At 68.8% G+C, this 22,252-nt stretch carries 25 protein-coding genes and 1 tRNA gene; 8 read left to right on the top strand and 18 right to left on the bottom strand.

The features are described from left to right. Positions 1-45: 45 nt before the first annotated feature. From ABS73_RS01265 to ABS73_RS01240, 6 genes are read left to right on the top strand one after another with little or no spacing between them, the layout of a single operon-like run. Complete coding sequence (locus ABS73_RS01265) at positions 46-651, top strand: TRAP transporter small permease (RefSeq protein ID WP_277022452.1); 606 nt, start codon at positions 46-48, stop codon at positions 649-651. A 3-nt stretch (positions 652-654) separates the two neighbouring features. Next, positions 655-1,935 carry a TRAP transporter large permease gene (locus ABS73_RS01260; RefSeq protein WP_277022454.1) on the top strand — a complete coding sequence of 427 codons (1,281 nt, stop codon included), beginning with the start codon at positions 655-657 and terminating at the stop codon, positions 1,933-1,935. Between the two features lie 10 nt (positions 1,936-1,945). Continuing rightward, a complete protein-coding gene (locus ABS73_RS01255; RefSeq protein ID WP_277022456.1) occupies positions 1,946-2,227 on the top strand; it encodes a cupin domain-containing protein in 282 nt (93 codons plus the stop codon). A 13-nt stretch (positions 2,228-2,240) separates the two neighbouring features. Next, positions 2,241-3,065, top strand: a complete 825-nt coding sequence (gene kduI / locus ABS73_RS01250; protein WP_277022458.1) for a 5-dehydro-4-deoxy-D-glucuronate isomerase — start codon at positions 2,241-2,243, stop codon at positions 3,063-3,065. Continuing rightward, a complete protein-coding gene (gene kduD / locus ABS73_RS01245) occupies positions 3,062-3,802 on the top strand; it encodes a 2-dehydro-3-deoxy-D-gluconate 5-dehydrogenase KduD (RefSeq protein ID WP_277022460.1) in 741 nt (246 codons plus the stop codon). The genes kduI and kduD overlap by 4 nt, the downstream gene beginning before the upstream one ends. Next, positions 3,780-5,210, top strand: a complete 1,431-nt coding sequence (locus ABS73_RS01240) for a mannitol dehydrogenase family protein (protein ID WP_277022461.1) — start codon at positions 3,780-3,782, stop codon at positions 5,208-5,210. Before kduD ends, ABS73_RS01240 begins: the two co-directional genes overlap by 23 nt. A gap of 33 nt (positions 5,211-5,243) precedes the next feature. Here ABS73_RS01240 and ABS73_RS01235 read toward each other — a convergent pair whose 3' ends face one another. The 4 genes from ABS73_RS01235 to mqo form a co-directional block, all read right to left on the bottom strand. Next, a complete protein-coding gene (locus ABS73_RS01235; RefSeq protein ID WP_277022463.1) occupies positions 5,244-6,155 on the bottom strand; it encodes a sugar kinase in 912 nt (303 codons plus the stop codon). Beyond that, positions 6,152-7,360, bottom strand: a complete 1,209-nt coding sequence (gene uxuA, locus ABS73_RS01230; RefSeq protein WP_277022465.1) for a mannonate dehydratase — start codon at positions 7,358-7,360, stop codon at positions 6,152-6,154. The genes ABS73_RS01235 and uxuA overlap by 4 nt, the downstream gene beginning before the upstream one ends. Before the next feature lie 10 nt (positions 7,361-7,370). Next, positions 7,371-8,069, bottom strand: coding sequence for a GntR family transcriptional regulator (locus ABS73_RS01225; protein WP_277022467.1), 699 nt, complete (start codon positions 8,067-8,069; stop codon positions 7,371-7,373). Positions 8,070-8,138: 69 nt separating this feature from the next. Further along, on the bottom strand, positions 8,139-9,773 hold the full coding sequence (mqo, locus tag ABS73_RS01220; protein ID WP_277022470.1) for a malate dehydrogenase (quinone): 1,635 nt from the start codon (positions 9,771-9,773) through the stop codon (positions 8,139-8,141). Positions 9,774-10,008: 235 nt separating this feature from the next. Here mqo and ABS73_RS01215 point away from each other — a divergent pair, with 235 nt between their 5' ends. After that, positions 10,009-10,557 carry a DNA-3-methyladenine glycosylase gene (locus tag ABS73_RS01215; RefSeq protein ID WP_277022678.1) on the top strand — a complete coding sequence of 183 codons (549 nt, stop codon included), beginning with the start codon at positions 10,009-10,011 and terminating at the stop codon, positions 10,555-10,557. 9 nt (positions 10,558-10,566) lie between these two features. Here the strand turns inward: ABS73_RS01215 and ggt are convergent, their stop codons facing one another. The 11 genes from ggt to ABS73_RS01160 all read right to left on the bottom strand — a co-directional run bounded on the left by ggt (position 10,567) and on the right by ABS73_RS01160 (position 19,847). Beyond that, on the bottom strand, positions 10,567-12,372 hold the full coding sequence (gene ggt, locus ABS73_RS01210; RefSeq protein WP_277022472.1) for a gamma-glutamyltransferase: 1,806 nt from the start codon (positions 12,370-12,372) through the stop codon (positions 10,567-10,569). Between the two features lie 72 nt (positions 12,373-12,444). Continuing rightward, complete coding sequence (locus tag ABS73_RS01205) at positions 12,445-12,987, bottom strand: DsbE family thiol:disulfide interchange protein (protein ID WP_277022475.1); 543 nt, start codon at positions 12,985-12,987, stop codon at positions 12,445-12,447. Further along, a complete protein-coding gene (ccmD, locus tag ABS73_RS01200; RefSeq protein WP_277022476.1) occupies positions 12,980-13,123 on the bottom strand; it encodes a heme exporter protein CcmD in 144 nt (47 codons plus the stop codon). Before ccmD ends, ABS73_RS01205 begins: the two co-directional genes overlap by 8 nt. Continuing rightward, positions 13,120-13,845, bottom strand: coding sequence for a heme ABC transporter permease CcmC (gene ccmC, locus ABS73_RS01195; protein WP_277022478.1), 726 nt, complete (start codon positions 13,843-13,845; stop codon positions 13,120-13,122). The genes ccmD and ccmC overlap by 4 nt, the downstream gene beginning before the upstream one ends. A 52-nt stretch (positions 13,846-13,897) precedes the next feature. Further along, positions 13,898-14,554 carry a heme exporter protein CcmB gene (gene ccmB, locus ABS73_RS01190; RefSeq protein ID WP_136855512.1) on the bottom strand — a complete coding sequence of 219 codons (657 nt, stop codon included), beginning with the start codon at positions 14,552-14,554 and terminating at the stop codon, positions 13,898-13,900. Continuing rightward, entirely contained in the window at positions 14,551-15,183 is a 633-nt protein-coding gene (gene ccmA, locus ABS73_RS01185) for a heme ABC exporter ATP-binding protein CcmA (protein WP_277022482.1), read from the bottom strand. The genes ccmB and ccmA overlap by 4 nt, the downstream gene beginning before the upstream one ends. Next, positions 15,180-15,536, bottom strand: a complete 357-nt coding sequence (locus tag ABS73_RS01180) for an Mth938-like domain-containing protein (protein WP_277022485.1) — start codon at positions 15,534-15,536, stop codon at positions 15,180-15,182. Before ABS73_RS01180 ends, ccmA begins: the two co-directional genes overlap by 4 nt. Beyond that, entirely contained in the window at positions 15,536-16,534 is a 999-nt protein-coding gene (gene secF, locus ABS73_RS01175; protein ID WP_277022487.1) for a protein translocase subunit SecF, read from the bottom strand. The genes ABS73_RS01180 and secF overlap by 1 nt, the downstream gene beginning before the upstream one ends. Position 16,535: 1 nt before the next feature. Continuing rightward, entirely contained in the window at positions 16,536-18,200 is a 1,665-nt protein-coding gene (gene secD, locus ABS73_RS01170) for a protein translocase subunit SecD (RefSeq protein ID WP_277022490.1), read from the bottom strand. 17 nt (positions 18,201-18,217) lie between these two features. Continuing rightward, complete coding sequence (yajC, locus tag ABS73_RS01165; protein ID WP_277022492.1) at positions 18,218-18,550, bottom strand: preprotein translocase subunit YajC; 333 nt, start codon at positions 18,548-18,550, stop codon at positions 18,218-18,220. A 130-nt stretch (positions 18,551-18,680) separates the two neighbouring features. Next, the gene (locus ABS73_RS01160; protein ID WP_277022494.1) at positions 18,681-19,847 is read right to left on the bottom strand and encodes a M20 aminoacylase family protein; all 1,167 of its coding nucleotides are present in this window, start codon (positions 19,845-19,847) and stop codon (positions 18,681-18,683) included. A gap of 65 nt (positions 19,848-19,912) precedes the next feature. Between ABS73_RS01160 and mazG the strand changes: the two genes are divergently transcribed. After that, the gene (gene mazG / locus ABS73_RS01155; protein WP_277022496.1) at positions 19,913-20,722 is read left to right on the top strand and encodes a nucleoside triphosphate pyrophosphohydrolase; all 810 of its coding nucleotides are present in this window, start codon (positions 19,913-19,915) and stop codon (positions 20,720-20,722) included. Here mazG and dusA read toward each other — a convergent pair. From dusA to ABS73_RS01140, 3 genes are all read right to left on the bottom strand, one after another. Next, the gene (gene dusA, locus ABS73_RS01150; protein ID WP_277022499.1) at positions 20,719-21,699 is read right to left on the bottom strand and encodes a tRNA dihydrouridine(20/20a) synthase DusA; all 981 of its coding nucleotides are present in this window, start codon (positions 21,697-21,699) and stop codon (positions 20,719-20,721) included. The two genes, mazG and dusA, sit on opposite strands and share 4 nt — an antisense overlap. A 73-nt stretch (positions 21,700-21,772) precedes the next feature. After that, positions 21,773-21,847, bottom strand: a tRNA-Val gene (locus ABS73_RS01145). Positions 21,848-21,906: 59 nt separating this feature from the next. Further along, on the bottom strand, positions 21,907-22,209 hold the full coding sequence (locus tag ABS73_RS01140; protein ID WP_277022501.1) for a DNA-binding protein: 303 nt from the start codon (positions 22,207-22,209) through the stop codon (positions 21,907-21,909). Between the last annotated feature and the right edge of the window lie 43 nt (positions 22,210-22,252).

The raw sequence follows: 22,252 nt of genomic DNA, 5'->3' as shown, positions 1-22,252 counted from the left end.
GGGCCGCCCCGACAGGGGCGGCCGCTTTTTCCTCTGGGGGGCGCGATGCGCGACACGATGATCGGACTGGCCCGATTGACCGGCGCTGTGGCGCAGGCGGGGCTGTGGCTTGCGGGGACAGGGCTGGTCCTGATGACCGTTTTTGTCTTTGCGCAGGTGTTTTTTCGCTATGTGATGGGGACCAGCCTGTTCTGGGCGGAACCGGCGGCGGTGATGCTGATGGGCTGGTTCATCTTCATCGGCGCGGCGGTCGGCGTGAAGGAAGGGTATCACCTGTCCTTCGATGTCGGCCTGATGGTCGTGCCCGCCAGCTGGAGGCCGTGGTTTCACGCACTGTCGGACGTGGTCGTCACGGGCTTTGGGTTTGGCATGGCGTGGTTCGGCTGGCAGCTGGCCGCGCGGGCATCGGTCGGCGTGGTTCCGGGGCTTGGCATCTCGCGGTTGTGGGATTTCGCGCCGCTGATCGGCGGGGGCGTGTTGCTGATTCTGTTCTCGGTCGAGCGTCTTCTGCGGCGCGCGGCGGGGCTGAAGACGATGCGCTTTGGCGACATGGATGACGCCGCCGACGGCACGGTTGACGGCACGGGGCACGCAGGAGCCGCGGATGCGGTTCTGGACGCAGGGGCGCCAGACGCCCGCAAGGGGAAATAAGTCATGGAATTGTGGGTTCTGTTCGGCAGCTTCGTCGTGCTGTTGCTGATAGGCACGCCGGTGGCGTTCTGTCTGGGTGCCGCCAGCTTTCTGACCGTCCTTTATCTGGGACTGCCGCCGGTGGTGGTGTTCCAGCGCCTGAACAGCGGCATCTCGGTCTTTGCGCTGATGGCGATTCCGTTCTTCATCTTTGCGGGCGATCTGATGGTGCGGGGCGACATCGCCCGGCGGCTGATCGCGCTGGCGGGCGCGCTGGTCGGGCATATGCGCGGCGGGCTGGGGCAGGTCAACATCACCGCCTCGATCATGTTCGGCGGCATTTCCGGCTCGGCCGCCGCCGATGCCAGCGCGATCGGCGGGCTGATGGTCCCGCAGATGAAGGCGCGCGGCTATGACGTGGATTACGCGGTCAACATCACCGTTGTCAGCTCGATCATCGCGCTGATGATCCCGCCCAGCCACAACATGATCATCTATTCCATCGCCGCTGGAGGACGGCTGTCGATCGCTGACCTGTTCACCGCCGGCATCATTCCGGGGCTGGTTCTGGCGCTGTCGCTGATGGTCACCGCCTGGTGGGTCGCGCGCAAAAAGGGCTATCCGACCGAGCCATTCCCCGGATTGCGGATGCTGGGCGTGCTGTTCGTCTCGGCGCTGCCCGGACTGATCCTGATCGGGATCATTTTCGGCGGCGTACGCTCGGGCATCTTCACCGCGTCTGAAAGCAGCAATATCGCGGTCGTCTATGCGCTGCTGATCACCGCGCTGGTCTATCGCACCCTGCCGTTCCGCGAGTTCGTCGAGGCAACCAAGGGCGCCGTGCGCACCACCGCCATGGTGCTGCTGGTGATCGGCTGCGCGGCCTGTTTCGGCTGGCTGCTGGCCTATCTGCGGGTGCCGACGCAACTGGTCGAGCTGCTGCAAAGCGTGTCGAACAATCCGCTGGTGATCCTGTTGCTGATGAACATCATCCTGCTGATCCTGGGGACGTTCATGGACATGTCGCCGCTGATCGTCATCACCACGCCGATCTTCCTGCCCGTCGCCACGGCATTCGGCGTTGACCCGGTGCATTTCGGGGTGATCCTGATTCTCAACCTGGGGATCGGCCTGTGCACGCCGCCGGTGGGCGCGGTGCTGTTCGTCGGCTGTGCGGTCGGGCGCATCAGCATCTGGCAGGCCATGCGCACGATCTGGCCGTTCTATGGCGCTGCCTTCGCCACGCTGATGCTGGTCACTTACATCCCCGGCCTGTCGCTGTGGCTGCCCTCGCTGTTCCGTTGAAAGGCGCATCATGACCGATCCCGTCCGCACCGTGCTGGCGCATGCGCCCGACCTGATGGTGGTCCGCTTTGCCTTTGGCGCGGGCGACCAGGGCGCGCTGCACAGCCATCCGCATGTGCAGTCGACCTATGTTCAATCGGGGCGCTATCGCTTCACCATCGACGACCGCGCATTCGAGGTCGGGCCGGGTGATGCCTTCATCATCCCGTCGGGCGCCGTCCATGGCTGCCTCTGTCTGGAGGAGGGCGTGCTGATCGACAGCTTCACCCCCCGCCGCGACGATTTTCTGTGAAAAGGACCATCCCATGACTCATGTCGAGACCCGCCACGCGATCCACCCGCAGCACGCCCGCGGCATGGACACCGCGCAGCTGCGCCAGCATTTCCTGGCCGAGGGGCTGTTCGCCGACGGTGAAGTCCGGCTGGTCTACACCCATTACGACCGCTTTGTCGTGGGCGGCGCGGTGCCTGCGGGTGGATCGCTGGTGCTGGACCAGATCGCCGAAACCAGAACCACCAGCTTTCTGGACCGCCGCGAGATGGGCATCGTTAATATCGGCGGTACGGGCCGGGTCGAGGCCGCGGGCCAGGGCTGGGACATGGCGGATGGCGACGTGCTGTATCTGGGCATGGGCGCCGGGGCGGTGACGTTTTCGGGCGGGGGGCGGTTCTACATCACCTCGGCGCCCGCGCATCGCGCGCTGCCGCATCGGCTGGTCACCGTCGATCAGGCCAAGAAGGTCGAGATGGGCGCGACCGCAACCTCGAACAAGCGCGTCATCAAGCAGTTCATCCACCCGCTGGTCATGGAGAGCTGTCAGCTGGTGCTGGGGTATACGTCGCTGCAGGAGGGCTCGGTCTGGAACACCATCCCCAGCCACGTCCATGACCGCCGGATGGAGGCCTATCTCTATCACGGCATGGCGCCGGAATCGCGCGTCCTGCACCTGATGGGCGAGCCGCAGGAGACGCGCCACCTGTTCGTGGCCAATGAACAGGCCGTCCTGTCGCCGCCCTGGTCGATCCATTCGGGCGCGGGCATCGGCGAATACACCTTCATCTGGGCCATGGCGGGGGACAATGTCGATTACACCGACATGGACTTCATCCAGCCGGAGGACCTGCGGTGAGCGCCTTTTCCCTTGCGGGTCGCACAGCCCTGGTCACCGGCGCGAATACCGGCATCGGCCAGGCCATCGCGGTCGCCCTGGCGCAGGCCGGGGCCGAGGTCATCGCATCGGGCCGCCGCGATTGCGATCAGACGGTGGCGCTGATGGGCCAAGTGTCTGACAAGGCGGGGCGGTCGCTGACCCTAGATTTCGCCGACCCGATGGCCGCGCGCGACGTGTTTGCCGATCAGCCGATCGACATCCTGGTGAACAACGCGGGCATCATCCGCCGCGACGACGCGGTGGATTTCACGGAAGGTGATTGGGACGCGGTGATGGACGTGAACGCCAAGGCGCTGTTCTTTACCTGCCAGGCCTTTGCGCGCGCGGCCCTGCCGCGGGGCCGGGGCAAGATCATCAACATCGCCTCGCTGCTGTCGTTCCAGGGCGGCATCCGGGTGCCGTCCTATACCGCATCGAAACATGGCGTGGCGGGCCTGACCAAGCTGATGGCGAACGAATGGGCGGGGCGCGGCCTGAACGTCAACGCCATCGCTCCCGGCTATATCGAGACCGCCAACACCGAGGCCCTGCGCGCCGACCCCGACCGCTCCCGCGCGATCCTGGAGCGCATCCCCGCAGGCCGTTGGGGCCGCCCCGAGGACATCGCCCAGACCGCCGTCTTCCTGGCCGCCCCGGCATCCGATTACGTCAACGGCGCGATCCTCAACGTCGATGGAGGCTGGCTTGCCCGATAGGTTGCACCGCACCCCGTCCACCGCCCCTGCGGGCATCGTCCATCTGGGCCTGGGCGCGTTCTTTCGCGCGCATGGCGCGGTCTATGTGGCCGAGGCCATGGCCCGGTCGGGCGGCGATTGGGGGATCATCGGCGTGTCGCTGCAATCGCCCGGCACACGCGACCGGCTGGCCCCGCAGGGCTGGGCCTATACCGCGCTGGAGCTGGGACCGGAGGGAGAGACCCCGCAGGTCGTGACCATCCTGCGCGATGTGCTGGTCGCCCCCGAGGACCCGCAGGCGGTGCTGGACGCGATGGCCGCACCGGCGGTGCGCATCGTCAGCCTGACCGTAACCGAAAAGGGCTATTGCCATGAGCCCTCCACGGGGCGTCTGAACGCGGATCACCCCGATATCCGCCACGATCTGGACCACCCGCTGCCGAAATCCGCGCCGGGGTTCCTGGTGCGCGCGCTGGCGCAGCGGCGGGCGGCGGGGGTCGCGCCCTTCACCGTGCTGTGCTGCGACAACCTGCCCGAGAATGGCCGCGTCGTGCGGGACGTCGTGCTGGACCTGGCGCGCCTGATCGACCCGGGCCTGGCGGACTGGATCGCGGCCCATGGTGCCTTTCCCGCGACGATGGTGGACCGCATTGTGCCCGCCACCACCCCCGCCGATCTGGATCGGCTGGAGGCCCTGACCGGCCAGCGCGACGAGGCCCCGGTCATGCACGAACCCTTTCGGCAATGGGTGGTCGAGGACCGCTTTGTCGGCGGTGACCGCCCCGATCTGGGCGCCGTGGGCGTGCAGATGGTCACCGACGTCACCCCGTTCGAGCATATGAAGCTGCGCATGCTGAACGGTACGCACTCTGCCCTGGCCTATCTGGGCTATCTGGCCGGGCACCAGACCATCGCCGACACGGTGGCCGACCCGGCCTTTGCCGGTCTGCTGACGCGGCTGTGGCGGGATGAGATCATCCCGGCGCTGACCCCGCCGCCGGGGGTCGATCTGGGCGCCTATGCCGATGCGCTGGCGGCGCGTTTTGCCAACCCGGCGATCCGGCACCGGACCTGGCAGATCGCCATGGATGGCAGCCAGAAGCTGCCGCAGCGCATTTTGGGCACCATCGCCGAAGGGCGCGCGGCGGGGCGTGCGGTGCCGGGCCTGACCTTGGCGGTCGCGGCCTGGATGCGCTATGCCTCGGGGCGCGACGAGGCGGGAGGGCCGATCGATGTCCGCGACCCGCTGGCACCCACCTTGGCGGGGTTGTGGGACGAGCATGCCGCGCGCGCCGTCCAGGGCTTCCTGACGCTGGAGCAGGTGTTTCCCCAGGTGTTGCGCGCCGATGCGGGCTTTGTGCGCGACCTGTCGCGGACGCTGCACATGCTGGTCGAACGGGGGGCGCGGGACACGGTCGCCGCGCTGTGATCAGCGGGGGCTGCCCCCGCGGATCGTCCCGCATCACGCGGGGGGCAGCGCCGCGCGCACCAGCGCGCCCGGATGGCGGATCACCTGCCGGCTGAGCGCATGGCCGGCACGCACCGCCGCGCCGCAATCAGGCCGCGCCAGCCAGGCCGCCAGATAGCCCGCGTTGAAGCTGTCGCCCGCGGCGGTGGTGTCGACCGGCTTCTCGGGGCGCAGATCGTCGATGGCGCCCGCGCCGTGGGCACCGTCCCAGCAGATCGGCCCGCCGCCATTCTTGACCACCACATGCCCCGCCCCCAAGGCCAGATAGCGGGCCAGCGTGGCGGCAGGATCCGCATCGCCGAAATGGGTGGCTTCGTCATCAAAGCTGGGCAGGACCAGGTCGGATTGCGCCGCCGCCTGCTGGATCGTGGCGCGCATGGTGTCGGCATCGGCCCAGAGGCGCGGGCGCAGGTTGGGGTCGAACACCACCAGCGTGCCGCGCGCGCGGGCCTGGGCCAGCGCATCCATCAGATGGCCGCGCCCCTCCGGCGGCAGGATCGCCAGCGTGATCCCGGACAGATAGGCCAGCGCGCAGCCCCTGAGCGCGCGGGCCAGCACCGCCGGATCATTGGCCAGCCGCCGCGCGGCGGAACTGTCGCGCCAATAGGAGAAGCTGCGCTCCCCGTCGGCCAGGGTGATGGCATAGAGGCCGATCTCGCGCGCCGGGTCGCGGGCGATATGGGTCACGTCCAGCCCTTCGGCCGCCATGAACCCCACCGCGCGGTCCGAGAAGGGCCCGGTCCCCACCCGCGTCAGATAGCCCACCTGCCAGTCCTGGCCCAGCAGGCGGCGCAGATACCAGGCGGTGTTCAGCGTGTCGCCCGCGATGCCCGCGCGCCACAGGTCGGGCTGGCCCGCGCCGGACAGTTCGACCATGGCCTCGCCGATGCACAGGATGCGGGTCATGGGCGGGGCTTTCGGGCCAGGGCGGCCTCGACCCCGCGCAGCTCGGCCAGGCCCTTCAGGCGACCGATGGCCGGATAGCCCGGCTGACCGCCGCGCCCGATATCGTCCAGGATGTCCTGGCCGTGGTCGGGGCGCATCGGGATGACGGCATCGGCGCGGCCTGCTGCGCGGCGGCGGGCTTCCTCGTCCAGGATGGCGTCGATCAGGGCCACCATGTCGGTCTGGCCGCTCAGATGCTCATCCTCGAAAAAGCTGTCGGGGATGGCATCGCCGTCGCGGCGCACGTTGCGCAGGTGCAGGAAATGCACCCGGTCGCCAAGGCGGCGCATCATGCCCGGCAGATCGTTGTCCGGCCGCGCCCCCAGAGAGCCCGAGCACAGCGTGATCCCGTTCGCGGGCAGGTCCACGGCGGCAATGCGTTCGACGTAATCGGCCTCGGTCGACATCACGCGGGGCAGGCCCAGCAGCGGAAAGGGCGGATCGTCGGGGTGACAGCACAGGCGCATCCCCAGATCCTGGGCGACCGGGGCCACCTTTTCCAGAAAGTCGTTGAAATGGCGGCGCAGCACCGCGTCGGTCACGGGAGCATAGCTGTCCAGCAGGGCGCGCACGTCGGACATGGTCAGCCGGTCCGCCGCGCCGGGCAGGCCGCAGACCACGTTCTGCGCCAGCTGGTCGCGCCGGTCGTCCGACATCTGGGCAAAGCGGCGGGCGGCGGCCTCCTGCAGGTCGGGGTCGAAATCGCGCGCGGCACCGGGGCGCTGCAGGATATGCAGGTCAAAGGCCGCGAAATCGGTCAGGTCGAACCGCATGCAGCGCGCGCCGTTGGGCCGCCGCCAGGCCAGATCGGTCCGCGTCCAGTCCAGCACCGGCATGAAGTTGTAGCAGATCACCCGCAGCCCCGCCGCATGCAGGTTGTGCAGCGACTGGACCCAGGCATCAATATGCGCGCGCCAGTCGCCGGTCTGGGTCTTGATCGCCTCGGAGACGGGCAGGCTCTCGACCACCTCCCATGCCAGCCCGGAGGGCGCGCCGTCGCGCATCACCGCGATGGACTCCTGGCGGGCGCGGATCTGGTCCGGGGACCAGACCTGGCCCGTGGGAATGTGGTGCAGGGCGGTCACGACGCCTTGCACCCCCGCCTGCATCATGTCGTCGATGGAAACGGGATCGGCTGGTCCGAACCAGCGCCAGGTCTGTCGCATCTGGGGCCTCTCAGTCGGTGAAATAATCGGGATGGGCGGCCGCCATCTGCGGCAGCTCGGTCAGCATCTGGCGCAGATGCGCGCGGATCGCGGTGTCGGCCGCCGCGCCGTCGCCCGCCTGCAGCGCCGTCAGGATGGCGCGGTGCTGGGCGATGGTCTGGCTGCGGTCAAAGACGCGCATCGACAGGTGGCGCAGGCGGTTCATCTGGGCCTTCAGCCGCTCCAGATCCTGCCAGACGGCGGGGTGGCCCGCCGCATCGGCCATGGCGCGGTGAAAGCGGTCATCGGATTCGATAAAGCCGGGCACGTCGCCCGCCGCATCGGCGCGCTCCTGCACCGCCAGTTCGGCCGTCATGGCCGACAGGTCGGGGCGTGTCGCGGCGACGGCCCGGGCCAGATCGCTCTCGACCGCCTCGCGGATGAAGCGCGCCGACAGCACCGCGCGCATCGAGATGCGCCCGATATAGGTGCCGCGTTGGGGCCGAACCTCGGCCAGGCCATCGGCCGCCAGGCGGATGAAGGCCTCGCGCACGGGCTGGCGCGACAGGCCGACCTGGGCCGCGATCTCGGTCTCGGACAGGCGGGTGCCGGGCAGCAAGTCGCCGCGCACCACGCAGCCATAAAGCCAGTCATGGACCTGGCTGGCCGTCGTCGCAGAGCGGATCGGAATCATGGCATCCCCGTCATCATTGGCATGTGTATATTCCATACTTCCATACCAGTAAAGGCCGTTTGACACCGGATGCGGCCCCGTATGGGACCGCATCTGGGCCAAGCTTTACAGGAATTCGCGGCGCAGATCCTCGGGGCGGCGCAGCTCCAGCAATTCGTTGGAATAGGCCCAGGCATCGGCCAGCCGCCGCGGGTCTTGCGCCAGATCGGTGCCAAAGCTGGGCACCAGATCGCGCACCCGCGACTGCCACGCGGCCGAGGCGAAGCGGTCCGGGAACATGGTCTGCAACGCGTTCAGCATGATCGACGGCGCGGTCGAGGCACCGGGCGACGCCCCCAGCAGCGACACAAAGCTGCCATCGTCCGAGGCGACCAGCTCGGTCCCGAACTGCAGGCTGCCGCCGCCCTGTTCGGTGCGCTTGATGATCTGGACGCGCTGTCCGGCCTGGGTCAGGGACCAGCCCTCGGACGGGGCGTCGGGGAAATACTCGCGCACCTGGCCGATGCGGGCGTTCTGGGTCTGCATGACCTGGCCCGCCAGATAGGTCACCAGGCCGAAATCGTCGATGCCCACGTCGATCATCGGGCGCAGGTTGGCCGCGTTGATCGACCGGAACAGGCCGGTAAAGCTGTCCTGCATCAGGAAATTCGTCGAGAATGTCGCGAAGGGTCCAAAGGCCAGCTTGCGCACCCCGTCGACATAGCGCGTGTCCAGATGCGGCACCGACATGGGCGGGCTGCCCGCCGCCGCGCGGCCATAGGCCTTGGACAGGTGGCGGTCGGCCACAGCGGGGTCCTCATGGACCAGGAACGAGCCGCCGACCGGAAAGCCGCCATAGTCGCGCGACTGCGGGATGCCGCTTTTCTGCAGCAGCAGCAGCGCCGCGCCGCCCGCACCGTTGAACACATGCGCGGCGTCGATGGCGCGGGGCGCGGTGTCAGCGCCGATGTTGCGGAAGGTGATCCGCCAGGAGCCGTCGGCGTTGCGCGACAGATCCTCGACCTGGGTGTCCAGGAACAGGCTGCTGTTCTCCTGCGCGGCATAGGAGGCGACCAGCTGGCGCGTAACCTCGCCCCAGTTCGCGTCGGTGCCCATCGGGTGCCAGGTCGCGGCAATGGGCTGGCCGGGGTCGCGCCCCTGGGTCAGCAAGGGGGCCCATTCCGCGATCCGGCCCGCATCGGCTGAATACTCCATCCCCGCGAACAGCGGGTTCTGCGTCAGCAGATCGTGGCGCTGCTGCTGGAAGGCGACATCCTCGGTCCCCATGCCAAAGCCCATATGCGGGACCGAATTCAGGAACCGGCGCGGGTCGCGCATCTCTCCGATGCGGACCATCGAGGCCAGGAACTGGCGCGTCACCTGGAACTGTTCGTTGATGCGCACGGCCTGGTCGATGACCATCCGGCCGTCGCGGATCGGGGTATAGTTCGGCTCGCACAGGGCGGAATGGCCGGTGCCCGCATTGTGCCACACGCCCGAGCTTTCCAGCGCGGGGGCGTCCAGGCGTTCGAACATGGCCATGCGAAAGCCGGGCTGCAGCTGGCCCAGCATCGCGCCTAGGGTCGCGCCCATGATGCCGCCGCCGATGATCGCCACATCCACGCGCCCCTCGGCCGACAGCGCGCTGCGCCCGCAACCGGCCAGGGCCACGGTCCCCAGGGCGGCGCCGCCCAACAGGACGTGGCGGCGGTTCGGACGGGGCGCGCGGTCGGCCTGGGCCATCTGATGCAGGGGGTTCATAAGGCAATCCTTTGTGCAGCTCTTGCCGCATCCCCTAGCGAAGGGGGGCGCGGGACGAAACCGCAGGCACCCCCGCTTTTGCCAAGCGGGCGGCAGCCATGCGTCAGGCGAATGGCTGGCCGGTGACCGCCCGGGGGTTGCCCGCGCGACGGGCGGGCGGCACGATGCCCCCAACCGCAGCAGCCCAAAGGCCCGCCATGCCCACACGTCCTTCCTCCAACCCCGCGTGCCGCGCATGACCGGGCTGGCGCAGGCGATCGCGGGGCTGGACGTGGTCGCGCTGGCGCGGCGGCTGATCGGGGCGCGGCTGGACGTGGAGGACGCGGGCGGCCTGATCGTCGAGACCGAGGCCTATGCCCAGGACGACCCCGCCTCGCACAGCTTTCGCGGGCCGACGGCGCGGAATGCGGCCATGTTCGGGCCTGCGGCGCGGGCCTATGTCTATCGCTCCTACGGGATCCACCTGTGCCTGAACGTGACGGCGGGCGGGGGCGCGGCGGTGCTGATCCGCGCGCTGGTCCCGGACCGCGGCCTGGCCGCGATGCAGGCGCGGCGGGGCAGCGCGATGCTGTGCAACGGGCCGGGGCGGCTGACGCAGGCGCTGGCGGTCCGCCCCGAGGATGACGGCGCGCCCCTGGACGGGCCGCGCCTGAGGATCGTGCTGTCCGACCCGGTGGCCGATCTTCTGGTCGGCCCGCGCATCGGCATCAGCCGGGCGCAGGACCTGCCCTGGCGGTTCGGCCATGCGCGGGCGGGCGGGTTCAGCAGGCCCTTTCCGCGCTGAACCCGCGCGTCAGCCGCCGATGGCGATGCCCTCGCGGCGGGGATCGGCGCCGCCCTCCAGCCCGTCGGGCGTGATCACGATGCCCTGCAGGCCCGATGTCAGCGCGGTCTCGTTCAACTCGAACCCCATCTGGGTCAGACCGTCGGTCAGGGCTGCGGGCAGGCCCGCCTCGATGTCCATCGGGCCAAAGCGGTTGACCAGGTTCGGGGCCGCGATGGCCGCCTGGATATCCATGCCCCAGTCCAGATGCGCGACGATGGCGCGGGCGACATAGCCGATGATGCGGCTGCCGCCGGGCGAGCCGATGACCATCGCGGGCGCGCCGTCGCGCAGCACGATGGTCGGCGCCATCGACGACCGCGGCCGCTTGCCCGGTGCGATGGCATTGGCGATGGGCCAGCCATCCGCGTCATGGGTCTCAAAGCTGAAATCGGTCAGCTCGTTGTTCAGCAGGAAGCCCGCCGCCATCACGCGCGAGCCGAACCCATTCTCGATGGTGGTGGTCATCGACAGCGCGTTGCCGTCGCCGTCCACGATCGAGATATGCGTGGTCGAGGGCAGCTCCAGCGCGCTGTCCTGACCCCACAGCGCCGCATGGCTCCAGCCCGGCTGACCCGCCGTGACCTCGGGCAGGCTGTCATCGCCGGCCAGCAGCGCGGCCCGTTCGGACAGATAGGCCGGATCGACCAGCCCCTCGGTCGGCATCGGCACGAAATCGACATCGGCCATGAATCGCCCCCGGTCGGCAAAGGCCAGCCGCGAGGCATCCCCGATCAGCCGCCAGGCCTCCGCGCTGTCGGCGCCCATTTCGGCCAGGTCATAGCCGGCCAGCATGCCCAGGATCTGCCCCACCGTCAGCCCCCCGGACGAGGGCGGCCCCATCCCGCAGACATCGTGGTCGCGGTATTCGACGCAGACCGCCGGACGTTCGATCACCCGATAGGCGGCCAGGTCGGCGGCGCTCAGCAGGCCGGGATTGCCCTCCGCCCCGCGCACGGCGGCGACGATCTGCTCCGCGATGGGACCGCTGTAGAAGGCATCGGCCCCGTCTTGCGCCAGCGCCCGCAGCGTGTCGGCATAGGCGGGGTTGGTCAGGGTGCTGCCCGGGGCCACGGGCTGGTCGTCGGGAAAGAAATAGGCGGTCGTGTCGGGGAAACGCGCCAGCGCATCGCCCTCATCTGCGACCAGGGTGGCCAGGCGCGGGGACACGGTGAACCCGTCCTCGGCCAGGGCGATGGCGTCGTCGAACAGGCCCGCCCAATTGGCGCGGCCCCATTTGCGATGCGCGATCTCCAGCAGGCGGGGCGTGCCGGGGGTGCCGACCGACAGGCCGCCCACGACGGCGTCCATGAAGGACAGCGGCTCTCCGGCGTCGTTCTGGAACAGGGTGGGGGTGGCGGCCATGGGGGCGGTCTCTCGCCCGTCCAGGGTGGTCACCGCGCCTGTCGCGGCGTCGTACCAGACCAGGAACGCACCGCCCCCCAGGCCCGAGCTTTGCGGCTCGACCAGCCCCAGGACGGTCTGGACCGCGACCATCGCGTCAGCCGCGCTGCCGCCCTGTTCCAGCACCCGCGCCCCGGCCTGCACCGCCAGCGGATGGGCCGCGCTGACCATCCAGTCGCTGCCGGTGACGGCGCGACCCTCGGCCTTGGCGGTCAGCCCGGCGCGGGCCGCATCGGTCAGATCGCCAAAGCCGTCTGTCGCCACCTGATCGCCCGACGCCCCTTCGGGCGCGATCGCATCGGTCGCCTGCTGGGCCCCCGCCCAGGTCGCGCCGCTCATCAGCAAGGCCAGTGCCAGTCCGGTCCGTGTCATCTGCCATCCCTTCCGTCTTGTGCATACCATTCGGGGCAGCATGGCGCGGCAGGGGGCGTGACGCAAGCGCGGCTAGTCCTGAGCCTCCAGCGCGCGCTCCAGCTGGGGCAGGAAGCGATGGGTGTAATCGGCATCGACCAGCGGCCCGGCATGGCGGTAAAGGACGCGCCCCTCGCCATCCAGGATGAAGGTCTCGGGCGGGGCGGTCACGCCCCAATCGATCGCGGTGCGGCCGCGCGGATCGGTGGCGATGGCCGCAAAGGGATCGCCGTCGGCCTCAAGGAAGGCCAGCGCGTTCTGGTCGATGTCGCGCAGATCGACGCCATAGACGGGCAGCTGTTCGGACAGCGCCATCAGGGTCGGATGCTCCAACCGGCAGGGAGGGCACCAGCTGGCCCAGAAATTCACCAGCTTGACGCCGGGCTGGCGCAGCATCTCGTCGGTCAGGGGGGTCTTGCCGGGCAGGGTGGTGTCGGGGATGGGCGGCGCCTCGCGGCCCACCATGGCCGAGGGCACGGCGCCCGGATCGTCACGGTTCATGCCCCAGAGGAACATCCCCGCCAGCGCGGCAAAGATCACCGGCGGCAGCGCCATCAGCGGAGAGATCCTAGCCATCGCGGTCATGCTCCTCCAGGGCGCGGCGGGCGCGGGCGTTGGCGGCGACGGTCTGCCAGACCAGCCCCACGATCAGCGCGATGCTGACGCCGTAAGCCATCAGCACGGTCGCGGCGTATCGTCCCAGATCGATCATGCACGCATTTCTCTCGCTTGCAGGGCGGCAAGGCGGCGCCTGCGGATTTCGGTTCGGGTGCGGATCAAGAGCAGCGCCAGGAACAGCATGAAGAAGCCCAGCATCGCCAGATACAGCGGATAGCGATAGACATGGCTCATCCGTTCGCCGGACTGCACCGACAGGCTGGCGCCCTGATGCAGGCCCTGGTTCCAGAACAACACCGCATAGCGCGACAACAGCGCAAAGACCGACCCCACCAGGCACAGAACGCCGGTCAGGTCGGCGGCGCTGTCGGGGTCCTCGACCGCCGACCACAGCGCGATATAGCCGACATAGAACAAAAACAGGATCAGGAACGAGGTCAGCCGCGGGTCCCATTCCCACCAGGTGCCCCACATCGGCTGGCCCCAGATCGCGCCGGTGGCCAGCGCGATCAGCGTCATCACCGCGCCGATGGGGGCGGCGGCCTTGGCGGCAAGCGCGCTGACATGGTGGCGGCGGATGATCCAGATCAGCGACGCGACCAGCATCATCACCCAGATGTTGATCGCCATCATCGCGGCGGGCACGTGCAGGAACACGATCTTGACCGTCGATCCCTGCCGGAAATCGTCGGGCGTCAGAAAGCCCCAGACCACCCCCGCCGTGCAGCAGATCGCGGCAGCGCCGACCATCCAGGGCAACAGCCCGTCGGTCGTGCGCATGAACTGGGCCGGGTTCGCGTATTTCCAGATCGACATGTGCCCTCTATCCCCCGTTTCGCGCGGCCCCTCAAGGGGGCGGGCGCGTCTCTCACCGCAGATTGACCCGCAGCGCCGCCGCCGCGGCCCAGGGGATCAGCGCCAGCACGCCAAGCGTGATCCCGGCCAGAAACAGCAGCGGCGTGGCGGTCGCCTGACCCTCGGCCCCGCGGCGCGTGATCTCGGCGCCAAAGATCAGCGTCGGGATGTACAGCGGCAGCACCAGAAGCGACAGTAGCAAACCGCCGCGCCGCAGGCCCACCGTCAGCGCCGCGCCGAAGGCGCCCAGCATCGACAGCGCCGGCGTGCCCACCGCCAGCGACACGACCAGCCAGGGCATCGCCTGGCCGGGCAGCTGCAGCAGCACCCCGAACAGCGGCGCGGCCAGCACCAGCGGCAGGCCGGTGGTGATCCAATGCGCCAGCGCCTTGATGGCGACGGTCCCCTCCAGCGGCAGGGGGGCGGTGGCCAGCAGGTCCAGGCTGCCATCCTCGTGGTCCAGCGCGAACAGGCGGTCCAGCGACAAAAGGCACGCCAGCAGCGCGCCGACCCACAGGATGCCCGGCGCGACCGGGGCCAGCGTAGCGCGGTCGGGGCCGACGCCAAAGGGCACCAGCGCCGACAGGATCAGAAAGAACGCGACGCCTAGGCCAAAGCCCCCGCCCGCCCGCGTGGCTAGCCGCAGATCGCGGAGCAGCAGCGCGATCACGCGAAGGCCTCGTTGAAGCCCGAGGGGCGCGTGGCCCGCGTGCCGGGACGGGCGCGATAGGGGGTGAGGTCCAAGACACGGGCCTGGGGCAGGCCCAGGTCGATATGCGTGGCGATCAGCGCCGCGCCCCCCTGCGCCATGTGACCCGACAGCATCTGCGCAAAGCGCGCGACCGAGGCCGCGTCCAGCGACACAGTCGGCTCGTCCAGCACCCAGAGCGGGCGGCCCGTCACCATCAGCCGCGCCAGCCCCAGACGGCGTTTCTGCCCCGCCGACAGCGCCGCCGCCGGGCGATGGGCCAGCGGCGCCAGATCCATCGCCGCCAGCGCCCGATCGACGCCGTCGCCGCCGAAGACCCGCGCCCAAAAGGCCAGGTTCTCGGACGCGGTCAGGGCGGGTTTCAACCCGTCGGCATGGGCGGCATAGGCGACGGCATCATCGGGCATCTCGATCCGGCCCGCGACGCGGGCCTGCAGGCCCGCGACGGTGCGCAGCAGCGTGGTCTTGCCCAGGCCGTTCGGGCCGCGCAGGATCAGCGCCTGCCCGGCCTTAAGGGCAAAGGTCACGCCCTCGACCGTCCGCAGACCGCCGCGCGCGACGGCCAGGTCGTGGACGGAGAGCAGGCTCACACGGGCAGCAGAGCGCAGGCGACGCGGCGACCCTCGGAGAGGGTCACGTTATAGGTGCGCGCGGCCGTGGGCGTGGTCATCGTCTCGACCCGCAGGCCCAGGGACGACAGGGCCGCGATCAGATCCTGGGGGGCAAGGGCGACCTGTTCGCCCATGCCCAGAAACAGCACATCCACCCGGCCCGCCAGCGCGCGCAGGGGCGCGTCGTCCGACAACCCGCCCCAGGGGGTGACGCGGTCGCCCTCGACCACCTGGGGGCCGTGGCTGACCTTGCCGCCGATGCGGAAGAAGCCTGGGCCATAGCTGTCCACCGCGTTCTGGCCCGAGAAATCGGTTGGGATCAGCTGCGGCATCAGACCTCCTCGGCGCCCTCGAAGGGCGAGACGTTCTTGCGCGGGGCCTTGGGGTCCTTGGGGTCCGACGGTCCCCAATCGCGGCGCACGCCCAGCCACAGCACGAAGTTATTGGCCATATAGATCGACGAATAGGTGCCGATCAGGATGCCGAAGGTGATCGCGAAGACAAAGCCCCGGATCACGTCGCCACCCAGCACCAGAAGCGCGATCAGCGCCAGGAGCGTGGTGCCCGAGGTCATCACGGTCCGCGACATGGTCTCGTTCACGGAGAGGTTCATCACCTCGCGCAGCGCCCGGGTCTTGTACTTGACCAGGTTCTCGCGCAGGCGGTCGAACACCACCACCGTGTCGTTGATCGAATAGCCGACGATGGTCAGCAGCGCCGCGATGGTCGTCAGATCAAAGCGGATCTGGAACAGCGCAAAGATGCCCATGGTGATCAGCACGTCATGGAACAGCGACACGATCGCCCCGATGGCGAACTGCCATTCGAACCGCAGCCAGATATAGATCGAGATCGCCGCCAGCGAGGCCAGCACCGAATAGATCGCGGTCTTGACCAGTTCCCCCGACACCTTAGGCCCGACCGATTCCACGGAGGGGAAGGTCATGTTGGGGTCGATCTGGCGCAGCGCCTCCTCGACGGTGGCGATGGTCTGGGGCGTCACGGCTTCGGCGCCGTCCTGGGCGCTGATGCGCACCTGGGCCACGTTCTGATCGGCACGGAAACCGGGGTCGAACACCTCGGTGATGGCCACGTCGCCCAGATCCAGTCCCGTCAGCGCTGCGCGATAGGCCGCCACGTCCACGGACTGGGACGATTCCGTGCGGATCGTGGTGCCGCCGCGAAAGTCGATGCCGAAGTTCAGCCCGTTCACGAACAGCACGACGACCGAGGCCAGCATGAGGAACGAGGACAGGCCGAAGGTTACGAACTGCCAGCGGAAGAAGTCGATATTGGTCTGGTCGGGGACCAGTTTCAGACGGAAACCCATGTCACACCTCGATCTGCTTGGGGCGCGCGCGCTCGAACCACATGATGGTGATCAGGCGGGTGACGAACAGCGCGGTAAAGACCGAGGTCACGATCCCGATGGTCAGCGTCACCGCGAACCCCTTGACCGGGCCAGAGCCCAGGACGAACAGGATGCCCGCCACGATCAGCGTCGTGATGTTGGCATCCACGATGGCCGACATTGCCTTCTCATAGCCCAGCTCGATCGCGCGGGCGGGGCCGCGGGCGCTGCGCAATTCCTCGCGGATGCGCTCGAAGACCAGCACGTTGGCATCGACCGCCATGCCGATGGTCAGCACGATGCCCGCAATGCCGGGCAGGGTCAGCGTGGCCCCGATCAGCGACAGGACCGCAAACAGCAGGATCATGTTGAAGGCCAGCGCCACCGTCGCGAACAGGCCGAACCGGCCATAGGACAGGATCATCAGCGCGATGACCGCGATGAAACCCACGCCCGCCGCGACCTTGCCCGCGTCGATGCTGTCCTGTCCCAGTTCGGGACCGACGGTGCGTTCCTCCAGGAATTCCAGCTCGGCGGGCAGGGCGCCCGCGCGCAGCAGGATGGACAGCTGGTTGGCCTCCTCGAAATTCATCGACCCCGAGATCTGCCCCGAACCGCCGGTGATGGCCGAGCGGATGACCGGGGCCGAGATGACCTCGTTGTCCAGCACGATGGCAAAGGGCTGGCCGATATTGGCCGAGGTATATTGTCCGAAGGCGCGCGCGCCCGTGGGGTTGAAGCGGAAATTGACCGAAGGCTGGCCGTTCTCGTCGCTGCCGGGCATGGCGTCGACCAGATCCTCGCCGGTGACGACGGGGCTTTGTTCCAGGATATAGAACAGGTTCGGCTGGTCGATCGCGGGCGCGATGATCTGGCCCGCGCCGGGCTGGGCCTGCGGATCGGCGGTGGTGCCCAGGACCGGGTTGAAGGTCAGCTGCGCGGTCGTGCCGATCAGCGCCTTGAGTTCGGCGGCAGAACCGATGCCGGGCACCTGGATCAGGATGCGATCCTCGCCCTGGCGCATGATGGTGGGTTCGCGGGTGCCGACCTCATCGACGCGGCGGCGCACGATCTCCAGCGATTGCTGGATCGTGCGGTCGTCGGTCACGGATTTCTCGGCATCCGACAGCTGCACGGTCAGGGTCGCCCCCTGAACGCTGATGGCCAGCGACTGCTGGCCCGCGCCGGTCAGCGTGGTGACGGGGGTCGAGAATCCGCGCACGATCTCGGTGGCGCGGGCCATCTGGTCGGGGTTGCCGATCTCGATGGACAGGGTGCCGTCGGGCGACTGGACGCGGCGGACCGCGCCGATGGTGTCGCGTTCGGCGGCCAGGGCGCCACGCAGTTCGGGCCACAGCGCGTCCATGCGCGACTTGTAGACCTGGGCGACCTGAACCTCGCCCAGCAGGTGGGCCCCGCCGCGCAGGTCCAGCCCCAGATTGACCAGATTGGACGGCATCCACGACGGCCAGCCGTCTCGCGCCGCGATCAGTTCGGGCGTCTCGACGCCGGTGGCCTCGATCCGGGCCACGGCATCGTTATGCGCCTCGACACGGGCGTAGAAGGCATTGGGCAGCGCGTAGAGCAGGCCCAGAAGGCAGATCCCGAAAATCAGGACGCGCTTCCATCGGTCGATCTGAAGCATGGGGCGTGGGCCTTTTATCAGCTGTTGGCAGCGATGGGTTCGGTCTTGTTGACCACCTGCGCCAGGGTCGAGCGGATCACGCGGACGCGCACGCCCTGGGCGATCTCGACCTCCAGCTGGTCCTCGCCGACGCTGGTGACCTTGCCCATGATGCCGCCCTGGGTGATGACCTGATCGCCCTTCTTGACGGCCTCGACCATGGCGCGATGGGCCTTGAGGCGCTTTTGCTGCGGGCGGATCATCAGGAAATACATGATCGCGAAGATCAGGATCAGCGGGATGAACTGCGCGAAGGCGGCTCCGGCGCCGGCGCCACCGGCGGCCTGGGCATAGGCGGGGGTCACGAACATCAATCGTCCTTTCGGTCTGGGGGCGCGACCGGGGCCGCGTCAGGATTGGCGCGCAACCTAGCTGCGCCGCCCGCCCTTGGCAAGAAAGCGCCGTGGCCCCTCGGGGCAAGGGCGGGCAACGGCTTCGTGATCAAAGGGACGCAGGTTGTGCACGCTCGACCAGGCGGGCGAAGAAGCTGGCGCCGACGGGGGCGATGGCGTCGTTGAAATCATAGGCGGGGTGATGGACGCCCGCGCTGTCGCCCTGACCCAGGAACAGATAGCAGCCGGGCCGCGCGTTCAGCATATAGCTGAAATCCTCGGCGCCCATCTCGCGGCCCGCATCGGGGTGGACGCCGCCCGTGCCCGCGATCTCCTGGGCGACGCTGATGGCAAAGGCGGTCTGGTCGGGGTCGTTCACCGTGGCCGGATAGCCCTGCTGATACTCCAGCCGCACGGCGACGTCATAGGCCGCGCCCTGGCCGTCGCAGATCTGCGTCATCCGGCGGCGCACCATGTCACGCACATGCTGCGCGAATGTCCGCACCGTCCCGCAGATATAGGCCGTGTCCGGCACGATGTTGTCGGCGCTGCCTGTATGGATCTGGGTGACCGACAGGGCCAGGTCGTCGGCGGTGTGGTGGTTGCGGCTGCTGATCGTCTGGATCGCGCCGACGATGGCCACGGCGGCCACGATCGGATCGGCGGTCAGATGCGGCATCGCGCCATGCCCGCCGCGGCCCTGGACGTGGATCTCGAACGTGTCGACGGCGGCCATGATCGGGCCGGGCGTGGTCTGAAAGCTGCCCTCCGCCTGGCCCGGGTTGTTGTGCATGGCAAAGACGCGGGCGATGTCGAACCGCTCCATCATGCCGTCCTGCACCATCGCGTCGCCGCCGCCGCCGTTTTCCTCGGCGGGCTGAAAGATCAGCGCGACGCGGCCCGCGAAATTGCGCGTCTCGGCCAGGTATCTGGCCGCCCCCAGCAGCATGGTTGTGTGCCCGTCATGGCCGCAGGCATGCATCCGCCCCGGCACGGTCGAGGCCCAGGGCGCGCCGGTCACCTCGGTCATGGGTAGGGCGTCCATGTCGGCGCGCAGCCCGATGGTCGGGCCCTCGCCACGCCCGCGGATGATGCCCACGATGCCGGTGCGACCGATCCCCTCGTGGATCTCGTCCACGCCGAAGTCGCGCAGCCGGTCCGCGACGAAGGCCGCCGTCTGATGGCAGTCAAAGCCCAGTTCGGGGTGCTGGTGCAGGTGGCGGCGCCATTCGGTCATCTGATCGGCGAAATCGGCGATGCGGTTCAGGACGGGCATGTGGACTTGGGCCTTTCGCTGTGGCAGTCGAAGACGGCATCATCCGCCTGACGAAGGGAATTGCAATGGCCGACCCCCGCGACCCCGCAGCCGAAATGACCCGCCTGCTGGGCATCATGGCCGCCCTGCGCGACCCCGACACGGGCTGCCCCTGGGATGTCGAGCAGACATTCGCCACCATCGCCCCCTATACCATCGAGGAGGCCCATGAAGTCGAGGACGCGATCCAGCGCGAAGCCTGGGACGAGCTGCCCGGAGAGCTGGGCGATCTGCTGCTGCAGGTGGTGTTTCAGGCGCAGATCGCGCGCGAGGCCGGGATGTTCGATTTCGCCGATTGCGCCGCGGCCATCAGCGACAAGCTGATCTTTCGCCATCCGCATGTCTTTGGCGACGAATCGCGCGACAAGACCGCCGAACAGCAGGTCGCGGATTGGGAGGCGATCAAGGCCGTCGAACGCGCCGGCAAGGCGGAACGCGGCACGCTGGACGGCGTGGCGATGGGCCTGCCGGCGCTGACACGCGCGGTCAAGCTGCAGAACCGCGCGGCGCGGGTGGGGTTCGACTGGCCCGGTCCCGGCGATGTGCTGGCCAAGATCGCCGAGGAGACCGCCGAGCTGGTCGAGGCGCGCGACACCCTGGGCCCCGAGGCGATGGAGGAGGAGTTCGGCGATCTGCTGTTCGTCATGGCGAACCTGGCGCGGCACCTCAAGATCGACCCCGAGCTGGCGCTGCGCCGCGCCAATGCCAAGTTCACGCGGCGGTTCGCGTCGATCGAGGCGGCGTTGGCCGCCGAAGGCCGCCGCCCCGAGGACAGCGACCTGGCCGAGATGGACCGGCTGTGGGACGCCGCCAAGGCCGCGGAACGGGCGGGCTAGGCCGCCTGCGTCACCTGCGCCAAGGCCTCATCATAGACCTCGATGCCGCCCTTTGAGACGCCCTCCGACAGGCTGCGCTTCCACGCGCGGGCGCCGGGCAGGCCGTGGAACAGGCCCAGCATGTGCCGCGTGAACTGGTGCAGACGCCCGCCCTCCGCCAGATGCGCGACGATCATTGGCCGCATCGCCAGCGCGACATCGACGGGGGTCGCAAAGGGCGGGGCGTCGCCCCACAGCGCATCCGCTGCGCCCAAGATGTTCCAAGGTTCGTGATAGGCCGCCCGTCCCACCATCGCCCCATCCATCACGGCCAGCTGGTCGCGCGCCTGATCCAGCGTTGCGATGCCGCCATTGATGGACAGGTGCAGGTCGGGGAACTGCGCCTTCATCGCATGCACCAGCGGATAGTCCAGCGGCGGGATCTCGCGGTTCTCCTTGGGGCTGAGGCCTTTCAGCCAGGCCTTGCGGGCGTGTATGGTCACGCGGCGGATGCCCGTATCCTGCAGCATCGCCAGGAATTCGGGCAGGACCCGGTCGGCCTGCTGATCGTCGACGCCGATGCGGCACTTGACCGTCACGGGGACGGGGCTGGCATCCTGCATCGCGCGCAGGCAGGCCGCGACACGGTCCGGCATGGTCATCAGGATCGCGCCGAAGGCCCCCGACTGCACCCGGTCACTGGGACAGCCGCAATTCAGGTTGATCTCGTCATAGCCCCAGGCGGCGGCGATGCGGGTCGCCTGACCCAACTCGCCCGGGTCCGATCCGCCCAGCTGCAGGGCCAGCGGATGCTCGGCCGCGTCGTAATCCAGCAGGCGCGGTCGGTCGCCATGGATGATCGCGGGGGCTGTCACCATCTCGGTATACAGCAGCGCGCGGCGCGACATCAGGCGATGGAACCGCCGACAGTTGCGGTCGGTCCAGTCCATCATCGGCGCGACGGACAGGCGCGCGGCAAGGGCGATCGGGTCGGGCATGGGGTATCCGGTCTGACGGTGTCGCTGCGCGATATAAGGCGGCGGGGCTGAAAGCGCAAACCGGAGGGGGGAATGGTGGGTGATAAGGGATTTGAACCCCTGACATCTTCGATGTGAACGAAGCGCTCTACCACTGAGCTAATCACCCGCTGCGCAGGCTCATACCGCCGCCCGCGCCCGGTTGCAAGAGGGCGAAAACCGTTTCCCTCAGCTCTTTTCGTCGGGGCCGGGCCTGCGGCGCAGGCGCAGGGTGATCACGTCGCCGCCGCGCGCATCGCGTTCCAGGTTGATTCGCGCGCGCCCCAAAGGCGGCACCGCCAGCGTCTGCCCCGAGGACAGCACCATGCCCAATTGCGCCAGCGTCGCCTCGATGATCGGGCGGGCATCGCTGCGCCGGGCCCCGGTGGCGGCGACCACGCGGTCGATGAAGTCGCGTTTGTTCACCACCAGCGCGGCATGAGGTTCGGGCAGGGCGGGTGGACTATCGGTTCCGACGGTCTCGGACGGCATGGCTGAGCCCCCAGATCAAGGCGATGTCGTCCAGCCTAACCGC

It is taken from the genome of Paracoccus sp. SCN 68-21, assembly GCF_001724535.1.
Classification (GTDB): Bacteria; Pseudomonadota; Alphaproteobacteria; order Rhodobacterales; family Rhodobacteraceae; genus Paracoccus; species Paracoccus hibiscisoli.
This window is presented reverse-complemented; position numbering and strand designations above follow the sequence as displayed.